This window comes from Pseudomonas sp. FW305-70, from assembly GCF_058783925.1.
Window position 1 is genome coordinate 153,941 of record NZ_JBYSYZ010000001.1, and the last position, 22,672, is coordinate 176,612.

At 59.9% G+C, this 22,672-nt stretch carries 26 protein-coding genes; 15 read left to right on the forward strand and 11 right to left on the reverse strand.

All coding sequences use genetic code 11. From position 1 onward, the window contains the following. Positions 1–44 precede the first annotated feature (44 nt). The 3 genes from AC3WN7_RS00710 to AC3WN7_RS00720 form a co-directional block, all read right to left on the reverse strand. Positions 45–575: a hypothetical protein gene (locus AC3WN7_RS00710; protein WP_102673292.1), complete on the reverse strand. Its 531-nt coding sequence runs from the start codon at positions 573–575 to the stop codon at positions 45–47. Positions 576–807: 232 nt separating this feature from the next. After that, positions 808–1,326, reverse strand: a complete 519-nt coding sequence (locus tag AC3WN7_RS00715) for an ankyrin repeat domain-containing protein (RefSeq protein WP_102673293.1) — start codon at positions 1,324–1,326, stop codon at positions 808–810. Between the two features lie 97 nt (positions 1,327–1,423). Further along, positions 1,424–3,262, reverse strand: a complete 1,839-nt coding sequence (locus AC3WN7_RS00720) for a long-chain-acyl-CoA synthetase (protein ID WP_095964028.1) — start codon at positions 3,260–3,262, stop codon at positions 1,424–1,426. 368 nt (positions 3,263–3,630) lie between these two features. Between AC3WN7_RS00720 and AC3WN7_RS00725 the strand changes: the two genes are divergently transcribed. After that, the gene (locus tag AC3WN7_RS00725; RefSeq protein WP_095964027.1) at positions 3,631–3,909 is read left to right on the forward strand and encodes a DUF3509 domain-containing protein; all 279 of its coding nucleotides are present in this window, start codon (positions 3,631–3,633) and stop codon (positions 3,907–3,909) included. Between the two features lie 110 nt (positions 3,910–4,019). Here the strand turns inward: AC3WN7_RS00725 and mtnC are convergent, their stop codons facing one another. Genes mtnC through aroC form a run of 5 tightly spaced genes read right to left on the reverse strand, consistent with a single transcriptional unit; the run spans position 4,020 to position 8,169 of the window. After that, the gene (gene mtnC / locus AC3WN7_RS00730) at positions 4,020–4,703 is read right to left on the reverse strand and encodes an acireductone synthase (protein ID WP_102673294.1); all 684 of its coding nucleotides are present in this window, start codon (positions 4,701–4,703) and stop codon (positions 4,020–4,022) included. Between the two features lie 4 nt (positions 4,704–4,707). Beyond that, the gene (locus AC3WN7_RS00735; RefSeq protein WP_007974895.1) at positions 4,708–5,253 is read right to left on the reverse strand and encodes a 1,2-dihydroxy-3-keto-5-methylthiopentene dioxygenase; all 546 of its coding nucleotides are present in this window, start codon (positions 5,251–5,253) and stop codon (positions 4,708–4,710) included. A gap of 20 nt (positions 5,254–5,273) precedes the next feature. Continuing rightward, entirely contained in the window at positions 5,274–5,900 is a 627-nt protein-coding gene (locus AC3WN7_RS00740) for a methylthioribulose 1-phosphate dehydratase (RefSeq protein ID WP_095964025.1), read from the reverse strand. Further along, positions 5,897–7,048, reverse strand: coding sequence for an MFS transporter (locus AC3WN7_RS00745; protein ID WP_102673295.1), 1,152 nt, complete (start codon positions 7,046–7,048; stop codon positions 5,897–5,899). The genes AC3WN7_RS00740 and AC3WN7_RS00745 overlap by 4 nt, the downstream gene beginning before the upstream one ends. Positions 7,049–7,077: 29 nt before the next feature. Beyond that, entirely contained in the window at positions 7,078–8,169 is a 1,092-nt protein-coding gene (gene aroC, locus AC3WN7_RS00750) for a chorismate synthase (protein ID WP_085716874.1), read from the reverse strand. A gap of 83 nt (positions 8,170–8,252) precedes the next feature. Here aroC and AC3WN7_RS00755 point away from each other — a divergent pair, with 83 nt between their 5' ends. Both AC3WN7_RS00755 and AC3WN7_RS00760 read left to right on the forward strand, forming a co-directional pair. After that, a complete protein-coding gene (locus tag AC3WN7_RS00755) occupies positions 8,253–9,251 on the forward strand; it encodes an alpha/beta hydrolase (RefSeq protein ID WP_095964023.1) in 999 nt (332 codons plus the stop codon). Positions 9,252–9,403: 152 nt separating this feature from the next. Next, the gene (locus AC3WN7_RS00760; protein WP_102673296.1) at positions 9,404–10,195 is read left to right on the forward strand and encodes a hypothetical protein; all 792 of its coding nucleotides are present in this window, start codon (positions 9,404–9,406) and stop codon (positions 10,193–10,195) included. 133 nt (positions 10,196–10,328) lie between these two features. On the opposite strand, the gene prmB is transcribed toward AC3WN7_RS00760, so the two are convergent. Further along, a complete protein-coding gene (gene prmB / locus AC3WN7_RS00765; RefSeq protein WP_095964021.1) occupies positions 10,329–11,237 on the reverse strand; it encodes a 50S ribosomal protein L3 N(5)-glutamine methyltransferase in 909 nt (302 codons plus the stop codon). Positions 11,238–11,476: 239 nt separating this feature from the next. On the opposite strand from prmB, the gene AC3WN7_RS00770 reads away from it, so the two are divergent. The 5 genes from AC3WN7_RS00770 to AC3WN7_RS00790 all read left to right on the forward strand — a co-directional run bounded on the left by AC3WN7_RS00770 (position 11,477) and on the right by AC3WN7_RS00790 (position 14,254). Continuing rightward, the gene (locus tag AC3WN7_RS00770; protein WP_007974909.1) at positions 11,477–12,067 is read left to right on the forward strand and encodes a cysteine hydrolase family protein; all 591 of its coding nucleotides are present in this window, start codon (positions 11,477–11,479) and stop codon (positions 12,065–12,067) included. A gap of 131 nt (positions 12,068–12,198) precedes the next feature. After that, positions 12,199–12,519 (forward strand): hypothetical protein, encoded by a 321-nt coding sequence (locus tag AC3WN7_RS00775; protein ID WP_015096113.1) that lies wholly within the window; start codon positions 12,199–12,201, stop codon positions 12,517–12,519. A gap of 78 nt (positions 12,520–12,597) precedes the next feature. Continuing rightward, entirely contained in the window at positions 12,598–13,155 is a 558-nt protein-coding gene (locus tag AC3WN7_RS00780) for a Smr/MutS family protein (protein WP_095964020.1), read from the forward strand. A gap of 77 nt (positions 13,156–13,232) precedes the next feature. Continuing rightward, on the forward strand, positions 13,233–13,778 hold the full coding sequence (folE, locus tag AC3WN7_RS00785; protein ID WP_007988130.1) for a GTP cyclohydrolase I FolE: 546 nt from the start codon (positions 13,233–13,235) through the stop codon (positions 13,776–13,778). A gap of 104 nt (positions 13,779–13,882) precedes the next feature. Continuing rightward, positions 13,883–14,254, forward strand: coding sequence for a glutathione S-transferase N-terminal domain-containing protein (locus AC3WN7_RS00790; protein WP_007988133.1), 372 nt, complete (start codon positions 13,883–13,885; stop codon positions 14,252–14,254). Positions 14,255–14,422: 168 nt separating this feature from the next. Here the strand turns inward: AC3WN7_RS00790 and AC3WN7_RS00795 are convergent, their stop codons facing one another. Then, a complete protein-coding gene (locus tag AC3WN7_RS00795; RefSeq protein ID WP_102673297.1) occupies positions 14,423–15,589 on the reverse strand; it encodes an aminotransferase-like domain-containing protein in 1,167 nt (388 codons plus the stop codon). An 82-nt stretch (positions 15,590–15,671) separates the two neighbouring features. On the opposite strand from AC3WN7_RS00795, the gene AC3WN7_RS00800 reads away from it, so the two are divergent. From AC3WN7_RS00800 to AC3WN7_RS00810, 3 genes are all read left to right on the forward strand, one after another. Then, entirely contained in the window at positions 15,672–16,118 is a 447-nt protein-coding gene (locus tag AC3WN7_RS00800; protein ID WP_102673298.1) for a MarR family winged helix-turn-helix transcriptional regulator, read from the forward strand. Positions 16,119–16,463: 345 nt separating this feature from the next. Next, positions 16,464–17,813, forward strand: a complete 1,350-nt coding sequence (locus AC3WN7_RS00805) for an NCS2 family permease (protein ID WP_102673299.1) — start codon at positions 16,464–16,466, stop codon at positions 17,811–17,813. A 72-nt stretch (positions 17,814–17,885) separates the two neighbouring features. Further along, on the forward strand, positions 17,886–18,512 hold the full coding sequence (locus AC3WN7_RS00810) for a LysE family translocator (RefSeq protein WP_102673300.1): 627 nt from the start codon (positions 17,886–17,888) through the stop codon (positions 18,510–18,512). Positions 18,513–18,705: 193 nt separating this feature from the next. Here AC3WN7_RS00810 and uraH read toward each other — a convergent pair whose 3' ends face one another. Continuing rightward, complete coding sequence (gene uraH / locus AC3WN7_RS00815) at positions 18,706–19,059, reverse strand: hydroxyisourate hydrolase (RefSeq protein WP_007974925.1); 354 nt, start codon at positions 19,057–19,059, stop codon at positions 18,706–18,708. Between the two features lie 434 nt (positions 19,060–19,493). On the opposite strand from uraH, the gene puuE reads away from it, so the two are divergent. From puuE to AC3WN7_RS00835, 4 genes are all read left to right on the forward strand, one after another. Further along, positions 19,494–20,420 (forward strand): allantoinase PuuE, encoded by a 927-nt coding sequence (gene puuE, locus AC3WN7_RS00820; RefSeq protein WP_102673301.1) that lies wholly within the window; start codon positions 19,494–19,496, stop codon positions 20,418–20,420. After that, entirely contained in the window at positions 20,417–20,932 is a 516-nt protein-coding gene (gene uraD / locus AC3WN7_RS00825) for a 2-oxo-4-hydroxy-4-carboxy-5-ureidoimidazoline decarboxylase (protein WP_095964014.1), read from the forward strand. Before puuE ends, uraD begins: the two co-directional genes overlap by 4 nt. Positions 20,933–21,021: 89 nt before the next feature. After that, positions 21,022–22,017, forward strand: a complete 996-nt coding sequence (alc, locus tag AC3WN7_RS00830; RefSeq protein ID WP_007974931.1) for an allantoicase — start codon at positions 21,022–21,024, stop codon at positions 22,015–22,017. A gap of 147 nt (positions 22,018–22,164) precedes the next feature. Further along, positions 22,165–22,668, forward strand: a complete 504-nt coding sequence (locus AC3WN7_RS00835) for an ureidoglycolate lyase (RefSeq protein WP_007960046.1) — start codon at positions 22,165–22,167, stop codon at positions 22,666–22,668. Positions 22,669–22,672: the final 4 nt, after the last annotated feature.

The window sequence follows — 22,672 nt, forward strand, 5'->3', positions numbered from 1 at the left end:
ACAGTCGTCGTGAGGGTTCCCTTTGATTTGACAGTATTTGGCTATCAGACGTGAATCGCCACTTTCAGGGCTTCCAGGGCGGGCGCGGCTGCGATGCCGGCTTCTGCGCACAATTGCAGCACGCGGGGCACGTCATTGCCGTACACCAGCACCACCTGCAATTCGTCATCGAGCAACTGGCTGAAGTTCATCAGCGTGTAGCCCCCGTTTTCCTTGTTCAGGCTGCTCATTTGCACCTGGATGCGGTTGAGCGCGGTCAAGGCTTCGGTCTTGGCCAGTTGCTTGGGCTTGAGATTGAATTCCACGCCCGGGCCGAACGAGGCGACGATCTGCGCGAACAGGTCCATGTAGGTGTCAGCCTGGAACAGCACCGTTTCCGGCAGGCTGCCGACCACCACCCATTCACCCAACGGGATCGGGAAGGTTTCGTCGTAGTTGATGTCCGGATTGGCGCTCAGAAAAGCCTGCGGATCGGCGTAGGCCTGGGCCGCTTCGTCTGCGACCTTGAGGATTTCGTCTTCGCCCATGCACCCGGAGCTGATTTTGCTGATGAGTTCGACGAGTGCGGCTTTCATGGGGAGGATCCTGTAGCGAGGGGGATTTTGAGGGCGCGAAGGATAGCGCATTAATGAGGGAAATGCGGACCTGTGGCGAGGGGGCTTGCCCCCGTTGGGTCGCGAAGCGGCCCCGAAACATTCAATTGGGGGTACATCAGAAAGACCGCATATGCTGACTTTACGACTGCTTCGCAGCCGAACGGGGGCAAGCCCCCTCGCCACAAAAGCTCCCTCGCCAAAGGGTTCAACGTCAGCCCAGCAGTTTTTCCAGTTGCGCAACCGTATCGGCAGCCCCCATGGTCCTGGCAGCCTCCAGCGCAGTGATGCCATTGGCGTCCTTGGCCTGCGGGTCGGCCCCCTTGCTGATCAGGTAGTCGACCACTTCGACGCGGTTGAACATCGCCGCCATCATCAGCGCCGTGCGGCCATCGAAGGATGAGCCTTCAACCTGCGCGCCGCCCTCGACCAAGGCCTTGATCACCGCCAGGTCGCCCTTGAAGGCGGCGCCGGCAATCGGGCTCTGGCCGTTGTCGTTGCGGATCTCCGGGTCGGCCTTGTGCTCCAGCAGGACTTTCACCGTGTCCACATGACCGTGGTACGCGGCCAGCATCAGCAAGGTATCGCCCTTGTGGTTACGCAGGTTCGGCGGCAAACCCTTGGTCAGCAGCGCGGCCATCATCGCCGCATCGCCCTCCCGTGCCTTGTTGAATACCTGTTCGGCAAATTTGGCGGCTTCTTCGGGGGTCATCTGGCGGCTTTTGTCTGACATTGGGCACTCCCTTTTCTGTCATTCGTAAAAGCCGACAGTTTCCCGAGCGGTCCCGGCACTGTCACTTGTTTTTTCTCATGGGCGGCCATAGCCAGATTCAATAGCGGTACTTGCCGCCGTGAATGTCGGACAACAATTGCTCCGTGACCTGCACGTAAGTCTGGGTTCCCGGCAGCCAGGCATAGATCGGATCATCACCGGTTCTACCCGGGTCGAAGGCTTCGTCCTTGAGCCGGGTCTTCTGATACTTGAACGTCCCGGTGGTTTCCATTTTCACTTTCACCCGCAGGAACAATGGCACCGCATAAGCCGGCATTTGCTCACGGGCAAAGGCCAGCAATTCGCTGAAGTCCAGGGTGGCCAGGGATTCGGCGGGCGTGATCGCGGCCATCCCGGCCCGGCCATTGGTGTTGCGGATTTCCACGCCGTAGGCCACGGCTTCGGAAATATGCGGGTGCCGCAGGAGGATGTTCTCGACCTCCGTGGTCGACACGTTTTCCCCCTTCCAGCGGTAGGTGTCGCCCAGGCGGTCGACAAACTGCGCATGACCAAAGCCGATGTTGCGCAACAGGTCGCCGGTGTTGAAGTAGCGGTCACCCTTATCGAACACATCCTCAAGCACGACCCTGGCGGTTTTCTGCGGGTCGGTGTAACCGTCCAGCGGAGCCTTGTCGTCGATTTTTGCCAGCAACAACCCTTGCTCGCCCTTGGCGACCTTGCGCATCAGCCCATTGGCCTGACGAATCGGCGCCCCGCTGTCGTGGTCGTACGCGACCAGTTCCCAGGACATCAGGGAAAAACCTATGGTGTTGTCGAAATTGAGAATGTTGGTGAACCCGATATTGCCGTCGCTGGCGGCATAGAGTTCGCAGATGTGATTCACCGCAAAGCGGGTCTTGAACTCGTTCCAGGCGCCGGGACGCAGGCCGTTGCCGATCATCTTCTTCACATCGTGCCGGCTGTCGTTGGCGCTCGGTGGTTGATCGACCAGGTAGCGGCACAGTTCGCCGACATAACCGATGGTGGTTGCCTGGTATTTGCGTACGTCGCTCCAGAATTGACTGGCGCTGAATTTGCGGCGGATGGCGAACCCGCTGGCACCACTGACGGCCGAGCCCCAGCACACGCAAAGGCCCGTGGCGTGGTACAGCGGCAAGGTGCAATAGACGACATCCTCCGGGCGCATGTCCAGCGCGATCATGCCGAAGCTCGCGCAGCTGCGCATCCAGCGGCCATGCTTGAACACGCCGGCCTTGGGCAGCCCCGTGGTGCCCGAGGTGTAGATATAAAAGCAGGGATCGTCGAAGAAAATCTGCCGGCTGCTGGCCGGATTATCGCAGGCGTCGTCGAGGCTGACAGTCATCAGGTTGATGAACCCTTCAGGCGCGATACCCGGTTGGCGAGAGGTGTCCTGATCGGCGACGAACCAGGTTCGGGCAGACTGGATCGCCACCCGATCTCGTATCGCCAGATACGCCGGAACCAGCTCCTCACCGACAACGATCGCCACCGGCGCCACCAGATTCACACTGTGCACCAGGGTATCGCGGGTCTGCGAGGTATTGAGCAAGGCACTGATCGCGCCGACCTTGGCCACCGCCAGAATCGTCACCAGCAGTTCCGGGCGGTTCTCGATGAAGACCGCCACCACGTCGCCCTTGCCGATACCTTGGCCGATCAGGTGATGGGCGATGCGGTTGGCCCACTGGTTGACCTCGCAGTAACTGAGCGTGACGTCGTCCTGCAACAGCGCCGGGCCATCCGGGTTGCGCAATGTGGCTTGTTCGAAACTCCAGCCCAAACCACACGCCTGGGTCGGGTCCTTGACGTTGGCGGCCTTCATGCCCTTGACCACCCGGGGGATGGCTTTAGCGATGGAAGGCAGCTTGCGGAGCATCATGCCCCAGGTAATCGTGTCGTTCGACGTGCGGCTCATGATGCTCCCGTTCGCTGTTTTTTTATTGTCGGGCGGCGATGTCTGAGGCCGAAAATACGTCAACGGTTCTTGAGCTGTACACGCGGTTTTTGAAATGTTTTGTATCCGCGATCTTGATCCGCGATCTTGATCCACGGTCGATACGATGCCCCGCGTGAACCCTGCCATGAACAATGGTTCCATCGAATCGCCGAGCGACCTCGCAAAATGCAGGATGCACGATGGCCATTCATGCAGATTGCACGAATGCAAAAATCACAAGAAACAGTAAGCCATTGATTTTTATTGATATTTCTCAAATAAAAACACTGGCACAAAGGCTGCAACGGTCTCTCCACGCCATTCAAGTCATCACGGAGCTGAACGACATGAGCCTGATCCAGGAAAAATTTACGTCCCTGTTCTCCAACTACAAGGTCACCACCCAGGCCCGTCCTGACGGCGGGATCCTGCTGACCCTGAGCGGCGGCGAAGGCAAAGAGTTCAAACGCTCGATTTCCTACCAGCAATTGCACAACGGCGACCAACTGACGTGGGTCATCAGTGCGATTCGCCGCGACCTCGCCGAACAAGCCAGTGAACTGCCGCAGATTTCCTTGCTGCAAAGCCAGCAACGGTTTGCCTTGCCGACTTATCACTCGCTGTAAAAACAATGTGGGAGCGGGCTTGCTCGCGAAGAGGGAGTGTCAGTCAACATCAACGTTGACTGGTACACCGCTTTCGCGAGCAAGCCCGCTCCCACAGGGGTTTGTGGCGTTTAGAAATTAGCGGGATCGATCCGCGCAAAACTGTCCACGGTGACATGCCCCGCCAGCTCCCCACCTTCGCGAGCCAGGCCGCAAGTGGCCATTCCTGCCGCGCGCGCCGCGTCGAGCTCTTCGACGATATCCGACAGAAACAGAATCTGCCCCGCCTCGAGGTTGATCACCTGGGTGATGTTGGCGTAGGACTGCGCCTCGCGCTTTGGCCCCGAAGTCGTATCGAAGTAGCCGCTGAACAGCGGCGTCAGGTCCCCCGCCACCGAACAGCCGAAGATCAGCCGCTGGGCCTGGATAGAGCCGGACGAATAAACAAACAGTTGAAAGCCATCCTGATGCCAGCGCTTGAGCGCTTCGACGGCGTCCGGGTACACGTGGCCCTGCAACTCTCCGGCCTGATAGCCCTGCTCCCAGACCATGCCCTGCAACGCTTTCAACGGCGTGGCCTTGCGGTCTTCGGCAATCCAGCCCAACAGGATCTCGACGACCCGTTCGACGTCGGCGTCCGGCTCATTGCTGTCGCGGCGTACGGCGGCCAGTTGTTCGGCGACGTCAGCGCGCCCGGCCTGCTGACGAACAAACGCCGGCAGGTGTTTGGCGGCATAGGGAAACAGCACGTCGAAGACAAAACTCACCGCGCTGGTGGTGCCTTCGATGTCGGTGAGAATCGCTTTGATCGGCATCGACTCAGTCCTCCAGACGCGGGAATTGGCTGGCGATGTCTTCACCGGTGAAATTGGCCACCCAGCCTTCCGGGTTGTTGAACAGGCGGATTGCAATGAAATGCGGGTGCTCGCCCATGTCGAACCAGTGTTTGGTACCGGCCGGCACCGAGATCAGATCGTTTTTCTCGCACAGCACGGCGTAGACGTAATCGTCGATGTGCAGGGTAAACAGGCCACGGCCGGCGACGAAAAATCGCACTTCGTCTTCGCCATGGCGGTGTTCGTTGAGGAACTTGGCGCGCAGTTCGGCTTTTTGCGGGTGATCGCTGTTGAGGCTGATCACATCGACTGTGATGTAACCGCGCTCGGTCATCAGCTGGTCGATTTGCGCTTGATAGGCGCCAATCACTTCTTCCTGAGTGGCGCCCGGCTGAAGCCGGGTGGCGGCTTGCCAACGGTCGAAGCGCACGCCTTGTTCAGCCAGGGTCGAGGCGATGTCTTCGAAATGGGTCAGCACCTTGTTGGGGATTTCAGGGCTGGAGACGTGATAAACGGACAGGCTGCTCATCAGGGCAACTCCTTAACGGTTCATGCTTTAACGTTCAAGAGCGAGCGCATCTTCAACTCGCACTCGAACAAAAATTCAAAGGCCTCGATCTGCCGCAGGGCATCGCTCATGCGCGCACCCCAGGTGTACAGGCCATGGCCGCGAATCAGGTAGCCGACGCAATCGGGATGGGCGTCCAGCCAAGGCTGCACCTTGGCGGCCAGGCGCGCAATGTCCTGATCGTTGTCGAAAATCGGCACACGCACCCGGGACTCGTGGGTCGTCACACCGCTGAAGGCTTTTTGCAGTTCGTAGTCTTCGAATTCGATGAAGTCTTGCGGCGTCAGGCGTGACAGTACGGTGGCATTCACCGAATGGGTGTGCAGCACCGCGCCGATCTCGGGCCGCCAGCTGTAAAGCTGAGTGTGCAGCAGGGTTTCGGCGGACGGCTTCTTGCCCGGCTCCAGGCTATTGCCTGACAGGTCGGTGGCCAGCACGTCGTCCATGCCCAACTGGCCCTTGTGCTTGCCGGAGACGGTCAGCAAGGCTTCGGTCGGCGACAGACGGGTCGAGTAATTGCTGCTGGTGGCCGGCGACCAACCGCGGCCATAGAGAAAACGCCCGGCGTCGATGATTTCCTGGGCGAGGTGTTCACGGGTAAGGCTCATGGCCTGTCCTCTTGCATACATGTGGCAATGATAACGGCAGCCGCGAGCGCTGCGAGGCTGGCAATACTAAAGGTCAATGAGGCGCCAAGGGCGTTCCAGCTGTAGCCGGAATACAAGGCGCCCATTGCGCCACCAGTGCCGGCCAGGGCGGCGTACAGGGCCTGACCCTGACCTTGCTGGCGCGCACCGAAGCTACGTTGCACGAATTGAATGGCAGCGGCGTGAAAGCTGCCGAATGTCGCCGCGTGCAACACCTGGGCAAACAACAGCACCCAGAGAAACTCCGCCAGCGAGCCCAGCAACAGCCAGCGCAACGCCGCCAGCAGAAAGCTGGCCATCAGCACCCGGCGCAGCGAGACGCGCGCGAGTATCCGGCTCATGGCCAGAAACATCAGTACTTCGGCGACCACGCCGACCGCCCAGAGCATGCCGATCACGCCGCGGCTGTAACCCAGCCGTTCGAGGTGCAGGGTCAGAAACGTGTAATACGGCCCATGGCTCATCTGCATCAGCGCCACGCAGGCGTAAAACGCCAATACACCGGGGCTGCGCAGCTGCTTGAGGAATCCTTCCCCCGCTACCCGGTTGCCCGGCGTCGGCTGGGCATTGGGCACCCACAGGCTGCTGAGGACGATGCCGGCCAGGATCAGCACCAGCGCCGCGGGGTAGATGTCGAGGCTCAGCCATTCGAACAGCCGGCCCAGCGCGACCACGGTGATGATGAAACCGATCGATCCCCACAGACGAATCTGGCTGTAGCGCGCGGTCTGCCCCTGCAAGTGCGCCAGGGTGATGACTTCGAACTGCGGCAACACCGCGTGCCAGAAGAACGCATGCAAGGCCATGACCATCGCCAGCCAGGCGTAGGTCTTGCTGACGAAAATCAGCGAGAAGGTCAGCAGCGTGCACACCGCGCCAAAACGCACGATGGCCAGCCGCTGCCCCGTGAAGTCGCCCAGCCAGCCCCAGATGTTCGGCGCCACGCAGCGCATCAGCATCGGGATCGCCACCAGTTCGCCGATGCGTGCGGCGCTGAATCCCAGATGATCGAAATACAGCGCCAGAAACGGCGCTGTCGAACCGAGCAAGGCGAAATAGAACAGATAGAAACTGGAGAGCCGCCAGTACGGGAGCGCCGCAGTCGCCATCAGACGGCCGCGACCAGGAGGTCAGCCATTTACAGCTGACCCAGCACCGGCGTGCTCACACGCACATCGGCGTTCTGCCCACGGTGACGCAGCAGATGATCCATCAGCACGATGGCCATCATCGCCTCGGCGATCGGCGTGGCACGGATACCGACGCACGGGTCGTGACGGCCCTTGGTGATCACTTCCACCGGGTTGCCATGGATGTCGATGGAACGGCCCGGCGTGGTGATGCTCGACGTCGGCTTCAGCGCCAGATGCGCAACGATAGGCTGACCGGAGGAAATACCGCCGAGAATGCCGCCGGCGTTGTTGCTGAGAAAACCTTGCGGGGTCATTTCATCGCGATGCTCGGTGCCGCGCTGGGCGACGCTGGCGAAACCGGCGCCGATTTCCACACCTTTGACCGCATTGATGCTCATCAGCGCATGGGCCAGTTCGGCATCGAGACGGTCGAAGATCGGTTCGCCCAGGCCTGGCATCACACCTTCGGCCACCACGGTGATTTTCGCGCCGACCGAATCCTGGTCGCGGCGCAACTGGTCCATGTAGGCTTCCAGTTCCGGCACTTTATCCGGGTCCGGGCTGAAGAAGGCGTTCTGCTCGACCGATTCCCAGGTCTTGAACGGGATTTCAATCGGCCCGAGCTGGCTCATGTAGCCGCGAATCACGATGCCCTGGCTGGCCAGGTATTTTTTCGCAATCGCACCGGCCGCGACGCGCATCGCGGTTTCACGGGCCGAGCTGCGACCGCCACCGCGGTAGTCGCGCTCGCCGTATTTGTGGTGGTAGGTGTAGTCGGCGTGGGCCGGGCGGAACAGATCCTTGATCGCCGAGTAGTCCTTGGACTTCTGGTCGGTGTTGCGAATCAACAAACCGATGGCGCAACCCGTGGTGCGACCTTCGAACACGCCAGAGAGAATTTCGACTTCGTCGGCTTCCTGGCGCTGGGTGGTATGGCGACTGGTGCCGGGCTTGCGGCGGTCCAGGTCACGCTGCAGATCCTCCAGGGATATCTCCAGGCCCGGCGGGCAGCCATCGACAATGGCGACCAACGCCGGGCCATGGCTTTCGCCCGCGGTGGTGACAGTGAACAGCTTGCCGTAGGTATTGCCGGACATGCAGGACGCTCCGTGAAATGAACCTGAATACGTAATGCGCGCCAGTATACGCAGGCTACCCAAGTAGTTCATCCTCGAACCTTATGGGTGCCTGTGAGTCCAACCGGCATCTTCTTGATGATGGCGTGATGATGCTGCGAGTTCTAGCCTTGAGCCTTACCCTGATTTCCGGCTTCGCCCAGGCGACTGTCCTGCAACGGCCGATCACGTTGGACACCGGCACCGGCGAGCTTTTCGGCTCTTTGCTGCTGCCCAAGTCCGACAACCCGGTACCCGTTGTCCTGATCATTTCCGGCTCCGGCCCTACGGATCGCGACGGCAACAACCCTGACGGCGGACGTAACGACAGCCTCAAGCGCCTGGCCTGGGTGCTGGCCAAACACAACATCGCCAGTGTGCGTTACGACAAACGCGGTGTTGCAGCAAGCCTGGCCGCGACGCCGGACGAACGCAATCTGACGGTCGACGCGTACGTTTCCGACGCCGAGGCCTGGGGCCAGAAGCTCAAGACTGATCCGCGTTTCGGCAAACTGATCGTGCTCGGACACAGCGAAGGCGCCTTGATCGCCAGCCTGGCCGCGCCAACCATCGACGCCGATGCGGTGATTTCCGTCTCGGGTAGCGCGCGACCGGTCGATCAGGTGATCCGCCAGCAACTGGGCAATCGCCTGCCACCGCCGTTATTACTGCGCAGTAATGAGTTGCTCGACAGCCTCAAGGCCGGGAAGCCCGATGACAATGTGCCGCCCCCCTTGCAGGCCATTTTCCGTCCGAGCGTGCAGCCGTACCTGATTTCCCTGTTCCGCCAGGAACCGGCTGCAGCGTTTGCCAGGTTGAAGATGCCAGCGCTGATCATCCAGGGCAGCAACGACATCCAGGTCGGCGTCAATGACGCCAGGCTGCTCAAGGCCGCCAAACCGGACGCCGAACTGGCCCTGATCGAGGGCATGAACCACGTCATGCGCATCGTGCCCAACGACGTCAAACGCCAGCTGGCTTCCTATAAGGACCCGCAATTGCCTCTGGCGGCGGAACTGGGCACGCGAATCCTTGGGTTTATCGACGGACTTCGCACCAGTTAAGCGCTACTGGGGGTGTTATCAACCCGTTTTCACGGCGTGAAAAATAGTTGATAACACCTCCTACCCTCCAGTCTTGGGAAAAACGGCCGATAAGCCTTTGTCGCCAACACATTGGTTGGCAACAAGCTGAGCTTGGACAGGATCTCGCCGTTATGACTGACACCCAGACTTCACCCGACAACCCCGCTGAAACAGAAGCACCGCCAGCGGTCGAGCTGCCCTGGGCGGACGTCCACGTCGAGCACCACAAGATGCTCCGTCTGGCACCGCTGAAGACTGATCGCAATACAGGCGGGCGCCCATTGCGCTTTGTCGAGTTCGGCTATGCCGAGCGCAACGACAAGGCGCGCAGCCTGATGCGCATGAGCATCACCCTGCCCGCCCAACGCGTGCGCAAGGAGCAGAATCATCTGGATGTGTGGGTCGATCACGCCGAAAAGCGCGTGCATTTCGGACCGGAAAGCGGTTTGCAGGTCGAACCGCTGAACCGCGGCATCGGCCGATTCATGATCGCCCAGGGCATCAACTGGGCGAAGAAGCGCTGGCCCACCTACACCGTCGACGGCTTTGACCTGAACAACAAGGAAGCGCTCAACGAAGACACCCGCCTGCGCCGCGATCATTTTTTGCGCGTGCACGGTTTCGACGTGGTGTATGCCGATGCCCAGCATTTGAAAGGCAGCGTCAAAGCAGTCAAGGTCGGCGACCTCGCGGGGGACTGGAACAGCGAAAAACTGCAGGTCGTGGAGATTCTCGAGGCGGCACAGATGCTCCAGCAAGCCGAGCAGAACCTGGCCGAGCAGGAAGTCAAACTCAAGAAACACGAAGAGAAGGTCAGCAAATACAAACGCGAAGACGCCGGGCTGCGTTTCACCATTACGTGCCTGGTGGCGTTTGCGGTGTTTCAGGCGGGGTTGCTGATCTGGATTGCCACGCACCGTTAAAATTTTGAGCGCGCGGCGCACTCGTACTTTGTAGGAGCGAGCTTGCTCGCGATGGACTTGAGGGCGACGCGTTTATCCAGAATAAGCGCGTCATCGTTAACCTCCATCGCGAGCAAGCTCGCTCCTACAAGGGTCAAACGCGGGAAGCGAACAACGCCTGATGCTCCCGGCACTGCTGCGCGCTCAGCATGAACACACCGTGACCACCGCGCTCGAACTCCAGCCAGGCGAAGTCGACTTCCGGGTACAACGCCTCGACGTGCACCTGGCTGTTGCCCACTTCGACAATCAGCAAGCCTTTCTCGGTCAGATGATCCGCCGCTTCGGCAAGCATGCGACGCACCAGGTTCAAACCGTCATCGCCGCACGCCAGGCCCAATTCCGGTTCGTGCTGGTATTCGTCCGGCATGTCGGCGAAATCTTCCGAATCGACGTAGGGCGGGTTCGACACGATCAGGTCGAAACGTTGTCCCGGCAAGCCCTCGAAACCGTCACCCTGCACCGTGTACACGCGCTCATCGACACCGTGACGCTCGATGTTCTGGTTGGCCACTTCCAGCGCTTCGAACGACAGGTCCGCCAACACCACTTCGGCATGCTGGAACTCGTAGGCGCAAGCGATGCCGATGCAACCGGAGCCGGTGCACAGGTCGAGAATCCGCGCCGGCTCGTTGGCCAGCCACGGGGTAAAACGGTTTTCGATCAACTCGCCAATCGGCGAACGCGGGATCAACACACGCTGATCGACGATGAACGACATGCCGCAGAACCAGGCCTCGCCCAGCAGGTAGGCCGTTGGCACGCGCTCTTCGATGCGGCGCTTGAGCAGCAGCTGCAGGTGAACCACTTCGTCTTCTTCAAGATTGCAGTCGAGGTAGCTGTCGGCGATTTCCCACGGCAGGTGCAGCGCGCCCAGCACCAGTTGACGGGCTTCGTCCCAGGCATTGTCGGTGCCATGGCCGAAAAACAGATCCTCCCCATGGAAGCGGCTGACGGCCCAACGGATATGGTCACGCAGGGTGCGAAGGCGGGAAGTGATCACGACGGCAAACTCCAGAAAAATCGACGGGCGATTCTACCAGTCAAACGGCGCCACGACGACGCAGGAAAACGACCGACTCAAATGTAGGAGTTATCCGTTTTTTCGCCAGGCTATTGAACAAAACGTGACTATTGACAAGGCTAGAGGCCAGCAACCACGGCACCTACGATCGTAGCGATTCACAGAACCGCTCAGCCAGAGGACAATGGCGCAAAAGCCCCACTCCAAGGAGCCCCAGAATGTCCGTTCCAAAAACGATGTTTCAACTCAGCGGTCGCGGTTATCCGGCAGCCAAACTGAGTCATGCGACCCTTATCATCATCGATGCCCAGAAAGAGTATTTGAGCGGGCCGCTGGCCCTCAGCGGCATGGATGAGGCCGTCGCGAACATCAAGCAGTTACTCGCCGCGGCCCGTGCCGCCGGCCGGCCGATCGTGCATGTGCGCCACCTCGGCACGCTCGGTGGCATGTTCAACCCGCAAGGCGTCGGTGGTGAATTCATTCCGGGCCTTGAGCCACAGAGCGACGAAACCATCATCGGCAAATTGCTGCCGAGCGCGTTCCACGGTACCGAACTGGCCAAACGCCTGGAGGACCTCGGCGCCCTCGACCTGATCGTATGCGGCTTCATGAGTCACTCGAGCGTCAGCACCACGGTGCGCGCCGCGAAGAACCTGGGCTTCCGCTGCACGCTCATCGAAGACGCCTGCGCCACACGCGACTTGCCCTACAAGGGCGGTGTCCTGAGCGCAGCGCATGTTCATCAGACCGAAATGGCGATCATGGGCGACAACTTCGCCACCCTCGCGCTGACCTGTGAACTGATCTGATCGACGCTCAATGAGCGGCCTGGAGCGCCGCTCATCCGCAAAAACCTCTCATTTGCCGTAATTGTCTTAGCCTCAGGAACATCCCGGTCAACTCCCGGTCGAAGGGCCGATACCCATTGAGGAAGGTCGGAATGAAGTTATCCGATGGTTTTGACGCTCGCCGCTTGCGGCCCAAAGGCCAACGCAACTGGCGTTTTCGAATCGGCGCGACGTTCGCGGCATTGCTGGCGATGTGCGGCGTGTTGCTCGCCATGGCCGGTGCCGCCAGCCTGTTCGGCCACGTACCTGCCCTGGGTGAACTGAACACCAGCCGCACCGGTGCTGCCGTGATCCTGGCCATTGGCTTGTTCGTGCTGTACCTCGGTGTCTGGCTGTGGCGCCGTTGCCGCCGTCGCTCGCGGCAGTCGCGGGAACTGGCCATGTCCCCGCACCTGATGAAAAAACACGACTGAGCCAAGCGCCGCGCGCGTTTTTGTCGCGCCCGATTCGCTTCGAGTTGGGTAAACTGGCCGCCCTTCGCGGAGGCTGACATGCAAGACGACGATTTTTCCCTGTTCAAAAGCGCGATCCAAGGCGTCAAGCCGATCAAGCACGATCGCGCCGAAACCGGCAAACCCAAGAGTGACCGTGCGCAGATTGCCAAGCTGCGTCAAGCGGCCACCGTGCGCACCGATGCCACCACCGTTGACGGTCTGTCCGATCAGTTCGTCATCGACGTCGGCCCTGAAGACGAGCTGATGTGGGCCCGCGATGGCGTGCAAGAAAGCCAGATGCGCAAGCTCAAGATCGGTCAGATTCCATTCGAAGGCAGCCTCGACCTGCACGGCATGAGCGTGGAAAAGGCCCGGGAAACCCTCTGGGCGTTCCTCGCCGAAGCAACCAGATTCGAAATCCGCTGCGTGCGCGTCACCCATGGCAAGGCGGTACGCCTGGACGGCAAGCGGCCGATGATCAAAAGCCACGTCAACACCTGGCTGCGCCAGCATCCACAGGTGCTCGGCTTCACCTCGTGCCAGGCCAAACACGGCGGTGCCGGGGCGGTCTATGTGATGCTCAAACGCACCATGATGGAAGGTCGCGACGAGTAAAGCTGATGCGCCACGCTTGCAGCGTCGTGTCCGTCACCGTACCCTTGCCCTTTGCGTAAAATCCCACAGGTAGTTTCATGTCCCTGGAACAGAATTACACGGCGATCCTCGGCCAGCTCGGCGAGGACGTTTCCCGCGAAGGCCTGCTCGACACGCCAAAACGTGCCGCCAAAGCCATGCAGTACCTCTGCCGCGGCTATGAACAGACACTGGAAGAGGTCACCAACGGTGCCCTGTTCAGCTCCGACAACAGCGAAATGGTGCTGGTCAAGGACATCGAGTTGTACTCGTTGTGCGAACACCACCTGCTGCCGTTCATCGGCAAGGCGCACGTTGCCTACATCCCGAGCGGCAAGGTCCTGGGCCTGTCGAAGGTGGCGCGGATCGTTGATATGTACGCCCGTCGCCTGCAGATCCAGGAAAACCTCAGCCGCCAGATCGCCGACGCGGTCCAGCAGGTCACCGGCGCCCTGGGCGTTGCGGTGGTGATCGAGGCCAAGCACATGTGCATGATGATGCGCGGTGTGGAGAAGCAGAATTCGACGATGATCACCTCGGTGATGCTCGGTGAGTTCCGTGAGAACGCCGCGACCCGCAGCGAATTCCTCAGCCTCATCAAGTAATTCGCGGCACGAAGAAAACCGGCACTCATCGCCGGTTTTTTTTCGTCCGTGAAAAATCAGGTAAGCTGCGCGCCCTTCTTCATTTGCACCGTGAGGCTTTCAACGTGTTCGTAAAAGCGCTTCGTGTCGGCCTTGGCCAACTGATCATCTTCATCGACTTCATCACGCGCCCAGGCAAGAAAAAGCGCCCCGCCGCGGCTCAGGCCCAGGTCGAAGCGGCCGCCAAAGGCCTGACGCTGTATCAATTCCACGCCTGCCCGTTCTGCGTGAAGACTCGCCGCACCCTGCGCCGCCTGAACGTGCCGGTGGCCCTTCGCGATGCGAAGAACAACGAACAGGATCGCCAGACCTTGCTCGAGCAAGGCGGCAAGATCAAGGTGCCGTGCCTGCGTATCGAAGAGAATGGCCAGACCACCTGGATGTATGAGTCCAAGGTGATCATTGATTATCTGGACAAGCGTTTCGCGGCAGCCTGATGTTTTTTCGGTGAGGCTGATGGCCTCTTCGCGGGCAAGCCCGCTCCCACAGGTTTTGTGCACGCCACAGTCCCTCTGTGGGAGCGGGCTTGCTCGCGAAGAGGCCGGCACAGACACCGCAACACTTCAGACAAAAATAAACCGGCCCTTGCGCCGGTTTATTTGTTTTCAGGCCGCTTGCGCCGCCTGTGCCTGACGCACCACCGCCGCCAGCCGCTTGAGCCCCTCCTCCAGCCGCGCCGGGTCAATGTGGCTGAAGTTCAACCGCAAATACCCGTGATGCTTGTCCGGATCGGGGAAGAACGGCTCGCCCGGCATGAACGCCACATCCTTGGCCAACGCCGCATTGAGCAAGGTTCGAGTGTCTAGCGGCTGCTTGAGTTTCAACCAGAAAAACAGCCCGCCCTGTGGCTCGTTCCAGTCCGCCAGATCACAGAAGTGGGTTTGCAGCACCAGCTGGAACGCATCCCGGCGTTCCCGGTAAAAATCCCGTAGTTCACTGCGATGCTGCTGATACTTCTCGGTTCCGATCCATTGCAGTGCCTGCCACTGGCCAACCCGGTTGGTGTGCAGGTCCGCCGACTGCTTGAGTTTCAACAGATGGGGAAACAGATCCGGGCTGGCGATCAGATAGCCAACGCGCAAACCTGGCAACAGGGTTTTCGACACCGTACCGGTATAGATCCAGCTGGCCTTGTTCAAGCGACCGGCAATCGGCGTGGCGCTACCACCATCGAAAGTCAGTTCGCGATAAGGCTCGTCTTCGATCAGGGTGACGCCGAACTCATCGAGCAGCGCTGCCACCGCGTCGCGTTTGGCTTCGCTGTAACGCACCGCCGAAGGATTCTGGAAGGTCGGGATCAGGTAGATGAAGGCCGGGTGGTGGTGTTCCAGGCGAGCGCGCAGCTCTGCCAGGTTCGGCCCGTCAGCCTCCAGCGGCACGGTCAGGCAATCGGCGCCGAACAGCTGGAAAATCTGCAATGCCGCCAGATAAGTCGGCGCTTCGAGCAGGATTTCGGTGCCCTTGTCGATGTAGAGCTTGGCGGCCAGATCCAGGGTTTGCTGTGAACCACTGACCACCAGTACCTGACTTGCCGCACATGCCACTCCCAACGCTCGCGCCTCGGCGGCCAACGCCTCACGCAACGCCGGTTCGCCCTCGCTCATGCCGTATTGGCCCATGGAAAGCGGCATGTCGGCCCAATCGACCTTCGGCAACATGGCTTCAGCCGGCAGACCTCCGGCGAACGACATCACTTGCGGGCGCTGGGCCGCGGCAAGGATTTCACGGATCAAAGAACTTTTAAGGCGTGAGACACGTTCGGAAAAAGCCATGGGGATCACCGGTAGCGAGGCATGAGGAAAATGAGTCAAACTTGTTGACCGAAATTACGCTTCTTCGAATGGATACGTCAACATGCTTGACCTTAAAAACCCGCTTTCCCAACAGCAAGCCATGGAAGCGTTTTTCTTCGGCTACCAGGCTTTCACCGCCAAGGCCGATGAAATGCTCGAACGCCGCGGCCTGAGCCGGGTGCATCAACGCATCGTGTTTTTCATCGCCCGCTATCCGAACCTGAGCGTCAAGGAATTGCTGGCCTTGCTTGGCGTGAGCAAGCAGGCGCTGAACATGCCGTTGCGGCAATTGCTGGAGATGCATCTGGTCGACAGCGTCGCGTCCGAGTCGGACAAGCGTAAGCGGTTGCTGGAGTTGACTGCTGAAGGTGTGCGGTTTGAGCAGGCGTTGAGGCGTGAGCAGGTGAAATTGCTGGAGCGGGTGTTTGCCGAGGCTGGGGAGACGGCGGTGAATGGGTGGCTGGCGGTGAATCTGGCGTTGGGGAAAATCCAGGCGCATACCGACTGAATCAGTCTGCCTGCTGATTTTTATGCTGGCTGTTCCGGCCTCTTCGCGAGCAAGCCCGCTCCCACAGTGATGGGTGGTGTTCACAAATCTTGTGCCTGACCGGTTTTCCTGTGGGAGCGGGCTTGCTCGCGAAGGGGCCGGTACAGGCGATATATCCCTAAAGCCAAACTTTTCGTCGACAAAATCAAAAACATTATTTGCATTCTTTGTATACAAAAGCATAATCCACTTCGTGCGAGTTCCTGACCAAGCGGTCAACAAATTCGCAAATGCCTCAAAGGGCCGCTGCCACCCTCATGGGTCCGGCCCTGGAAATAAAAATAAAACTCTTGAGGAGTATTCGCTGTGGAAAGCCGCAAATCCGAAGCATCGACGCTGGATCTCTCGCCGCCATTACGCAATGGCTTGCTGGAGCGTCTGTTCAAACTCAGCTTGCACGGCACCACGGTGAAGACCGAGCTGATTGCCGGTCTAACAACCTTCATCACCATGGCTTACATCATTTTCGTCAACCCCAACATCATGGCCGACGCCGGGATCAATCATGGTGCGGCATTCGTCGCCACCTGTATCGCTGCCGCACTCGGTTGCCTGTTGATGGGCCTGTACGCCAACTGGCCGGTCGGCCTGGCGCCAGGCATGGGGCTCAACGCCTTCTTCACTTACACCGTAGTCGGCACCATGGGCTACAACTGGGAAACCGCCCTCGGCGCGGTGTTCGTGTCCGGTGTGTTGTTCATGATCCTGACCTTCTCGCGTATCCGCGAATGGCTGCTCAACAGCATCCCGGTCAGCCTGCGCTTCGCCATGGGCGCCGGCGTGGGTCTGTTCCTGGGGCTGATCGGCCTGAAAACCGCGGGTATCGTCGTCGATAGCCCGGCCACGCTGATCAAGCTCGGCTCCCTGCGCGAACCCGGCCCACTGCTCGCCGCCGTGTGCTTCCTGATGATCGCCATCCTCAGCTATCACAAGGTGTTCGGTGCGATCCTCATCAGCATCATCACCGTGACCCTCGCCGGTTGGGGCCTTGGGCTGGTGCACTACGAGGGCATCATGTCCGCCCCGCCGAGCCTGACTCCGACCTGGATGGCCATGAACATCGCCGGCGTGTTCAACATCAGCATGGTCAGCGTGGTCCTGGCCTTCCTCTTCGTGCACATGTTCGACACCGCCGGCACCCTGATGGGTGTTGCCCAACGCGCCAACCTGGTAGGCGCTGACGGCAAGATCGAAAACCTCTCCCGCGCCATGAAAGCCGACAGTGCTTCCAGCGTATTCGGTGCAGTAGTCGGCGTTCCGCCGGTCACCAGCTACGTGGAAAGTGCAGCCGGTGTTGCAGCGGGTGGTCGGACTGGTCTTACCGCAGTGACCGTAGGTGTGCTATTTATTGCAGCCATGTTCTTCGCGCCGCTGGCCGGGATGATCCCTGCCTATGCAACCGCGGGTGCACTGATCTACGTAGCGATGCTGATGATGGGCGGCATGGCCCACATCGAATGGGATGAAGCGACCGACAGCATTCCGGCGATCGTTACCGCAATCATGATGCCACTGACCTTCTCGGTCGCCGACGGCATCGCGCTGGGCTTCATCACCTACGTGGCGATGAAGGCCGGTACCGGCAAGCACAAGGAAATTTCGGTGAGCCTGTGGGTGCTCTGCGCGATCTTCATCGCCAAGTTCATCTTCTTGTAAGCCACACGCGGTACACGCTTGAAAACAGCCTCACCCCGTCGGGTGGGGCTTTTGTGCAAATGGAGGAAAGTGATGAGTCTGGAAACCTGGCTGCTGTTCAGCGGCGCTGCGCTGATAGTGATCCTGATCCCGGGGCCGCTGTCGTTGCTGATGATCAGCAACAGTCTGAATTACGGCCTGCGCCGCTCTTACCCGGCCTTTCTCGGCGGCGTGTCTGCATCGATCTGCCTGCTGAGTGCTTCGGCGCTGGGCCTGGGTGCGTTGTTGCTGGCGTCGGAACAGCTGTTCAGCGCCCTGAAGATTCTGGGTGCCGTTTACCTGTTCTACCTCGCCTGGCAGAGCTGGCAGCAATCGCGCCTGCCTTCCCATGGCGCTGAAGTGCCACAAGCCGCACCGGTGCCACGCTTTCGTGCGCTGTTCGGGCGTGCGTTCATGCTGGGCGCCAGCAACCCGAAGGACATCCTGTTCTTCGCCGCTTTCCTGCCACAGTTCCTGAGTGCCGAACAGCCGTTCCTGCCGCAGCTGCTGGTGATGATCGTGACCTGGACCCTGCTCGACCTGCTGTGCAAGCTCGCCTACGGCCTCGGCGCCCATGGCGCGGCCCGGTATCTGCGCAGCGGCAAGGGGCAGAGCTGGTTCAACCGGATCAGTGCGGGGTTGTTCAGTGGTGCGGGGGCTGCGTCTCTGCTGAGCCGCTAACAGCTGTAGGAGCGAGCTTGCTCGCGATGGACGTTAACGATGACGCGGGCCATCTGAATGCCCTCGTTGTCTGGGCCTCCATCGCGAGCAAGCTCGCTCCTACAGACGAAAAAAAGCCCGCAGTGTGAGCGGGCGAAAGACCAAAGAAGCTATATGCGCAGTCGCTTCCAGGGTGCAGCTGCTGCTTGGGGGATCAGCTGCCGCGATAGGTGGAGTAGCTGTAAGGCGAAATCAACAACGGTACGTGGTAGTGATCCTGCTCGGCAGAGATGCCGAAACGCAGCACCACCACATCCAGGAAAGCCGGCTCCGGCAGCTTGACGCCGCGGGCGCGGTAGTAATCGCCGGCATGAAACTGAACCTGATAGACCCCGGTGCGGTAGTCATCGCCTTGCAGCAGCGGTGCATCGACACGGCCATCGCTGTTGGTTATCGCGCTGGCGACCAATTCCAGGTGCGACCCTTCAACGCGGTACAACTCGACCTTGATCGAGCTGCCCGGGCAACCGTGTGCTGCGTCCAAAACGTGTGTAGTCAAACGTCCCATTGATTCTGCGCGCCTGCCTGCGTGGAGCAGTCAGACTTCGCGCCTCCCGAAGTCAGTTGAAAAGGAGACCGCACCGATTCGGAGCACGAAAAGTTGCGGCGAGCGATTGATTAAGACACTTTTCAAAAAAATTGTACACAATAAAAACGACATTTTTCGCGTTATACCCCGCACCTGCACATTTACCGTCGATTTCCCGCCGAACCGCACACTCTGTGAACCCTTCATCAAATTACTGACCAGTCAGGCAGATTTCTTGCAGGCTCACGCCAATAGCAGTAAAAGATGACAGTCGGTTAAAAATGCGAAAATTCAGGCTTACAAAGTGAATATAAAGTTGTATACAATCAGCCCATCGCTGTGACGCCAGCCTGCCAACCAATCTTCAGCTGCGTCACACCAACCGTCATCATCGAACAAGAAGGAAGCCTGCAGTGAGCGCTGACTACCCACGCGACCTGGTCGGTTACGGCAGTAACCCTCCTCATCCACACTGGCCGGGCAATGCCCGCATAGCCCTGTCGTTCGTACTCAATTACGAAGAAGGCGGCGAGCGCAACATCCTGCACGGCGACAAAGAGTCCGAAGCCTTCCTCTCGGAAATGGTGTCTGCCCAGCCGCTGCAAGGCGCGCGCAACATGAGCATGGAATCGCTTTACGAGTATGGCAGCCGTGCCGGCGTGTGGCGGATCCTGAAGCTGTTCAAGGAATTCGACATTCCGCTGACCATTTTCGCCGTGGCCATGGCCGCCCAGCGTCACCCGGACGTGATCCGCGCCATGGTCGATGCCGGCCACGAGATCTGCAGCCACGGCTACCGCTGGATCGACTACCAGTACATGGACGAAAACCAGGAACGCGAGCACATGCTCGAAGCAATCCGCATCCTCACCGAAATCACCGGCGAACGCCCGCTGGGCTGGTACACCGGCCGCACCGGCCCGAACACCCGTCGCCTGGTAATGGAGGAAGGCGGTTTCCTCTACGACTGCGACACCTACGACGACGACCTGCCCTACTGGGAACCGAACAACCCGACCGGCAAGCCGCACCTGGTGATCCCGTACACCCTGGACACCAACGACATGCGCTTCACCCAGGTCCAGGGTTTCAACAAGGGCGACGACTTCTTCGAATACCTCAAGGATGCGTTCGACGTGCTCTACGCCGAAGGCGCCGAAGCACCGAAGATGCTGTCGATCGGTCTGCACTGCCGCCTGATCGGCCGTCCGGCGCGTCTGGCTTCGCTCAAGCGCTTTATCGAATACGCTAAAAGTCATGAACAGGTGTGGTTCAGCCGTCGCGTCGACATCGCGCGCCACTGGCAGGAAACCCACCCGTACCAAGGGGCCGCGAAATGAGCGCCTTTCAAACATTGAAACCCTCGACATTGAGCCGCGACGCCTTCGTCAAAGCCTTCGCCGACATCTACGAACATTCGCCATGGGTGGCCGAAAAGGCCTTCGACCTGGGCCAGGACGCTTCGATCGACGAGATCGAAACCCTGCACCAGCGCATGAGCGACATCCTGTTGAGCGCCGATCACGCCAGCCAGTTGGCTCTGATCAACGCTCACCCGGACCTGGCCGGCAAAGCCGCCGTCCAGGGCCAGTTGACCGAAGCCAGCACCCATGAACAGGCTGGCGCCGGTATTCACCAATGCACGGCCGAAGAGTTCCAGCGCTTCACCGAGCTGAACGACGCCTACAAAGCCAAGTTCAAGTTTCCCTTCATCATGGCGGTAAAAGGCAGCAACCGGCATCAGATCCTCGCAGCGTTCGAAACGCGCATCCACAACCCGGTCGACACCGAGTTCAAGTGCGCGCTGGCGCAGATCAACAAGATCGCCCTGTTCCGATTACTGACCCTATAGCAAGCCTGGCCCAGCGATTTCATGAACGCCGAAACCGCCCAGGGCCTTGCAAGCATCCCAAGCCACTTATTTAAAGGCAGACAAGAAGAATGAAAGCTTACGCCGTACCTTTCGAGAAGTTCGTCAACCTGGCCGATGCCCGCTTGGGCACCAAAATCATCTCGGTCACCGATGACTGGTTCGCAGACGCCAACCGTCTGTTCCAACCGACCCCGGCCGTATGGAAGGAGGGCGTGTTCGATGACAACGGCAAGTGGATGGACGGCTGGGAATCGCGCCGCAAGCGCTTCGAAGGCTTCGACAGCGCCGTGATCCGCCTGGGCGTACCGGGTTCGATCAAGGGCGTCGACATCGACACTTCATTCTTCACCGGCAACTTCCCGCCATCGGCGTCCCTGGAAGCCTGCTTCCTGGCGTCCGGCGAGCCTGATGAAAACACCCAGTGGACCGAAGTGCTGTCCGCCGTCGAGCTGCAAGGCAACAGCCATCACTACCACGAAATCAGCAACGACCAGGCCTTCAGCCACCTGCGCTTCAACATCTACCCGGATGGCGGCGTGGCCCGTCTGCGTGTGTACGGCGTGCCGTTCCGCGACTGGTCGGCCATCGGCGACAACGAGCAAGTCGACCTGGCCGCGGCCCTCAACGGTGGCCGCGCCCTCGCCTGCTCCGATGAACACTTCGGCCGCATGAGCAACATCCTCAACCCGGGCCGCGGCATCAACATGGGCGACGGCTGGGAAACCGCGCGTCGCCGTACCCCGGGCAATGACTGGGTCATCGTCGCGCTGGGTCATGCCGGTGAAGTCGAGAAAGTCATCGTCGACACCCTGCACTTCAAGGGCAACTACCCGGACAGCTGCTCGATCCAGGGCGCCTTCGTGAAGGGCGGCACCGACAGCCAGATCGAAACCCAGTCGCTGTTCTGGCGCGAACTGCTGCCAAGCCAGAAGCTGGAAATGCACGCCGAACACACCTTCGCCGAGCAGATCAAGGCACTGGGCCCGATCACCCACATCCGCCTGAACGTGTTCCCGGATGGTGGTGTGAGCCGCCTGCGCGTTTTAGGCAAGGTCGCGAAGTAATGCTGAGCCTGTAGGAGCGAGCTTGCTCGCGATGGTCGTCAACGAAAACGCGCCCAATCTGAATGAATGCGGTGTCTTGACGTTTTTCGCGAGCAAGCTCGCTCCTACAAAGAACCATCAATACCTAAACAGATTAAGAAGAACAGCATGCGCACACTGACGATTGAACCGCTGACCAAAGAAGCCTTCGCCCCTTTCGGTGACGTGATCGAAACCGACGGCAGCGATCACTTCATGATCAACAACGGTTCGACCATGCGCTTCCATAAACTGGCGACGGTGGAAACCGCCACGCCAGAGGACAACGCGATCATCAGCATTTTCCGCGCCGACGCGCAGGACATGCCGCTGACCGTCAGCATGCTGGAGCGTCATCCGCTGGGCAGCCAGGCTTTCATTCCGCTGCTCGGCAACCCCTTTCTGATCGTGGTCGCGCCACTTGGCGATGAACCTGTATCAGGCTTGGTCCGCGCCTTCGTCACCAACGGCAGGCAGGGCATTAATTACCATCGCGGCGTCTGGCACCACCCGGTGCTGACGATCGAAAAGCGGGATGACTTCCTGGTGGTTGATCGCAGTGGCACAGGCAATAACTGCGATGAGCATTTTTTCAAAGAGGATGAGCGTTTGATCCTCGCCCCCCACCAATAAGAGA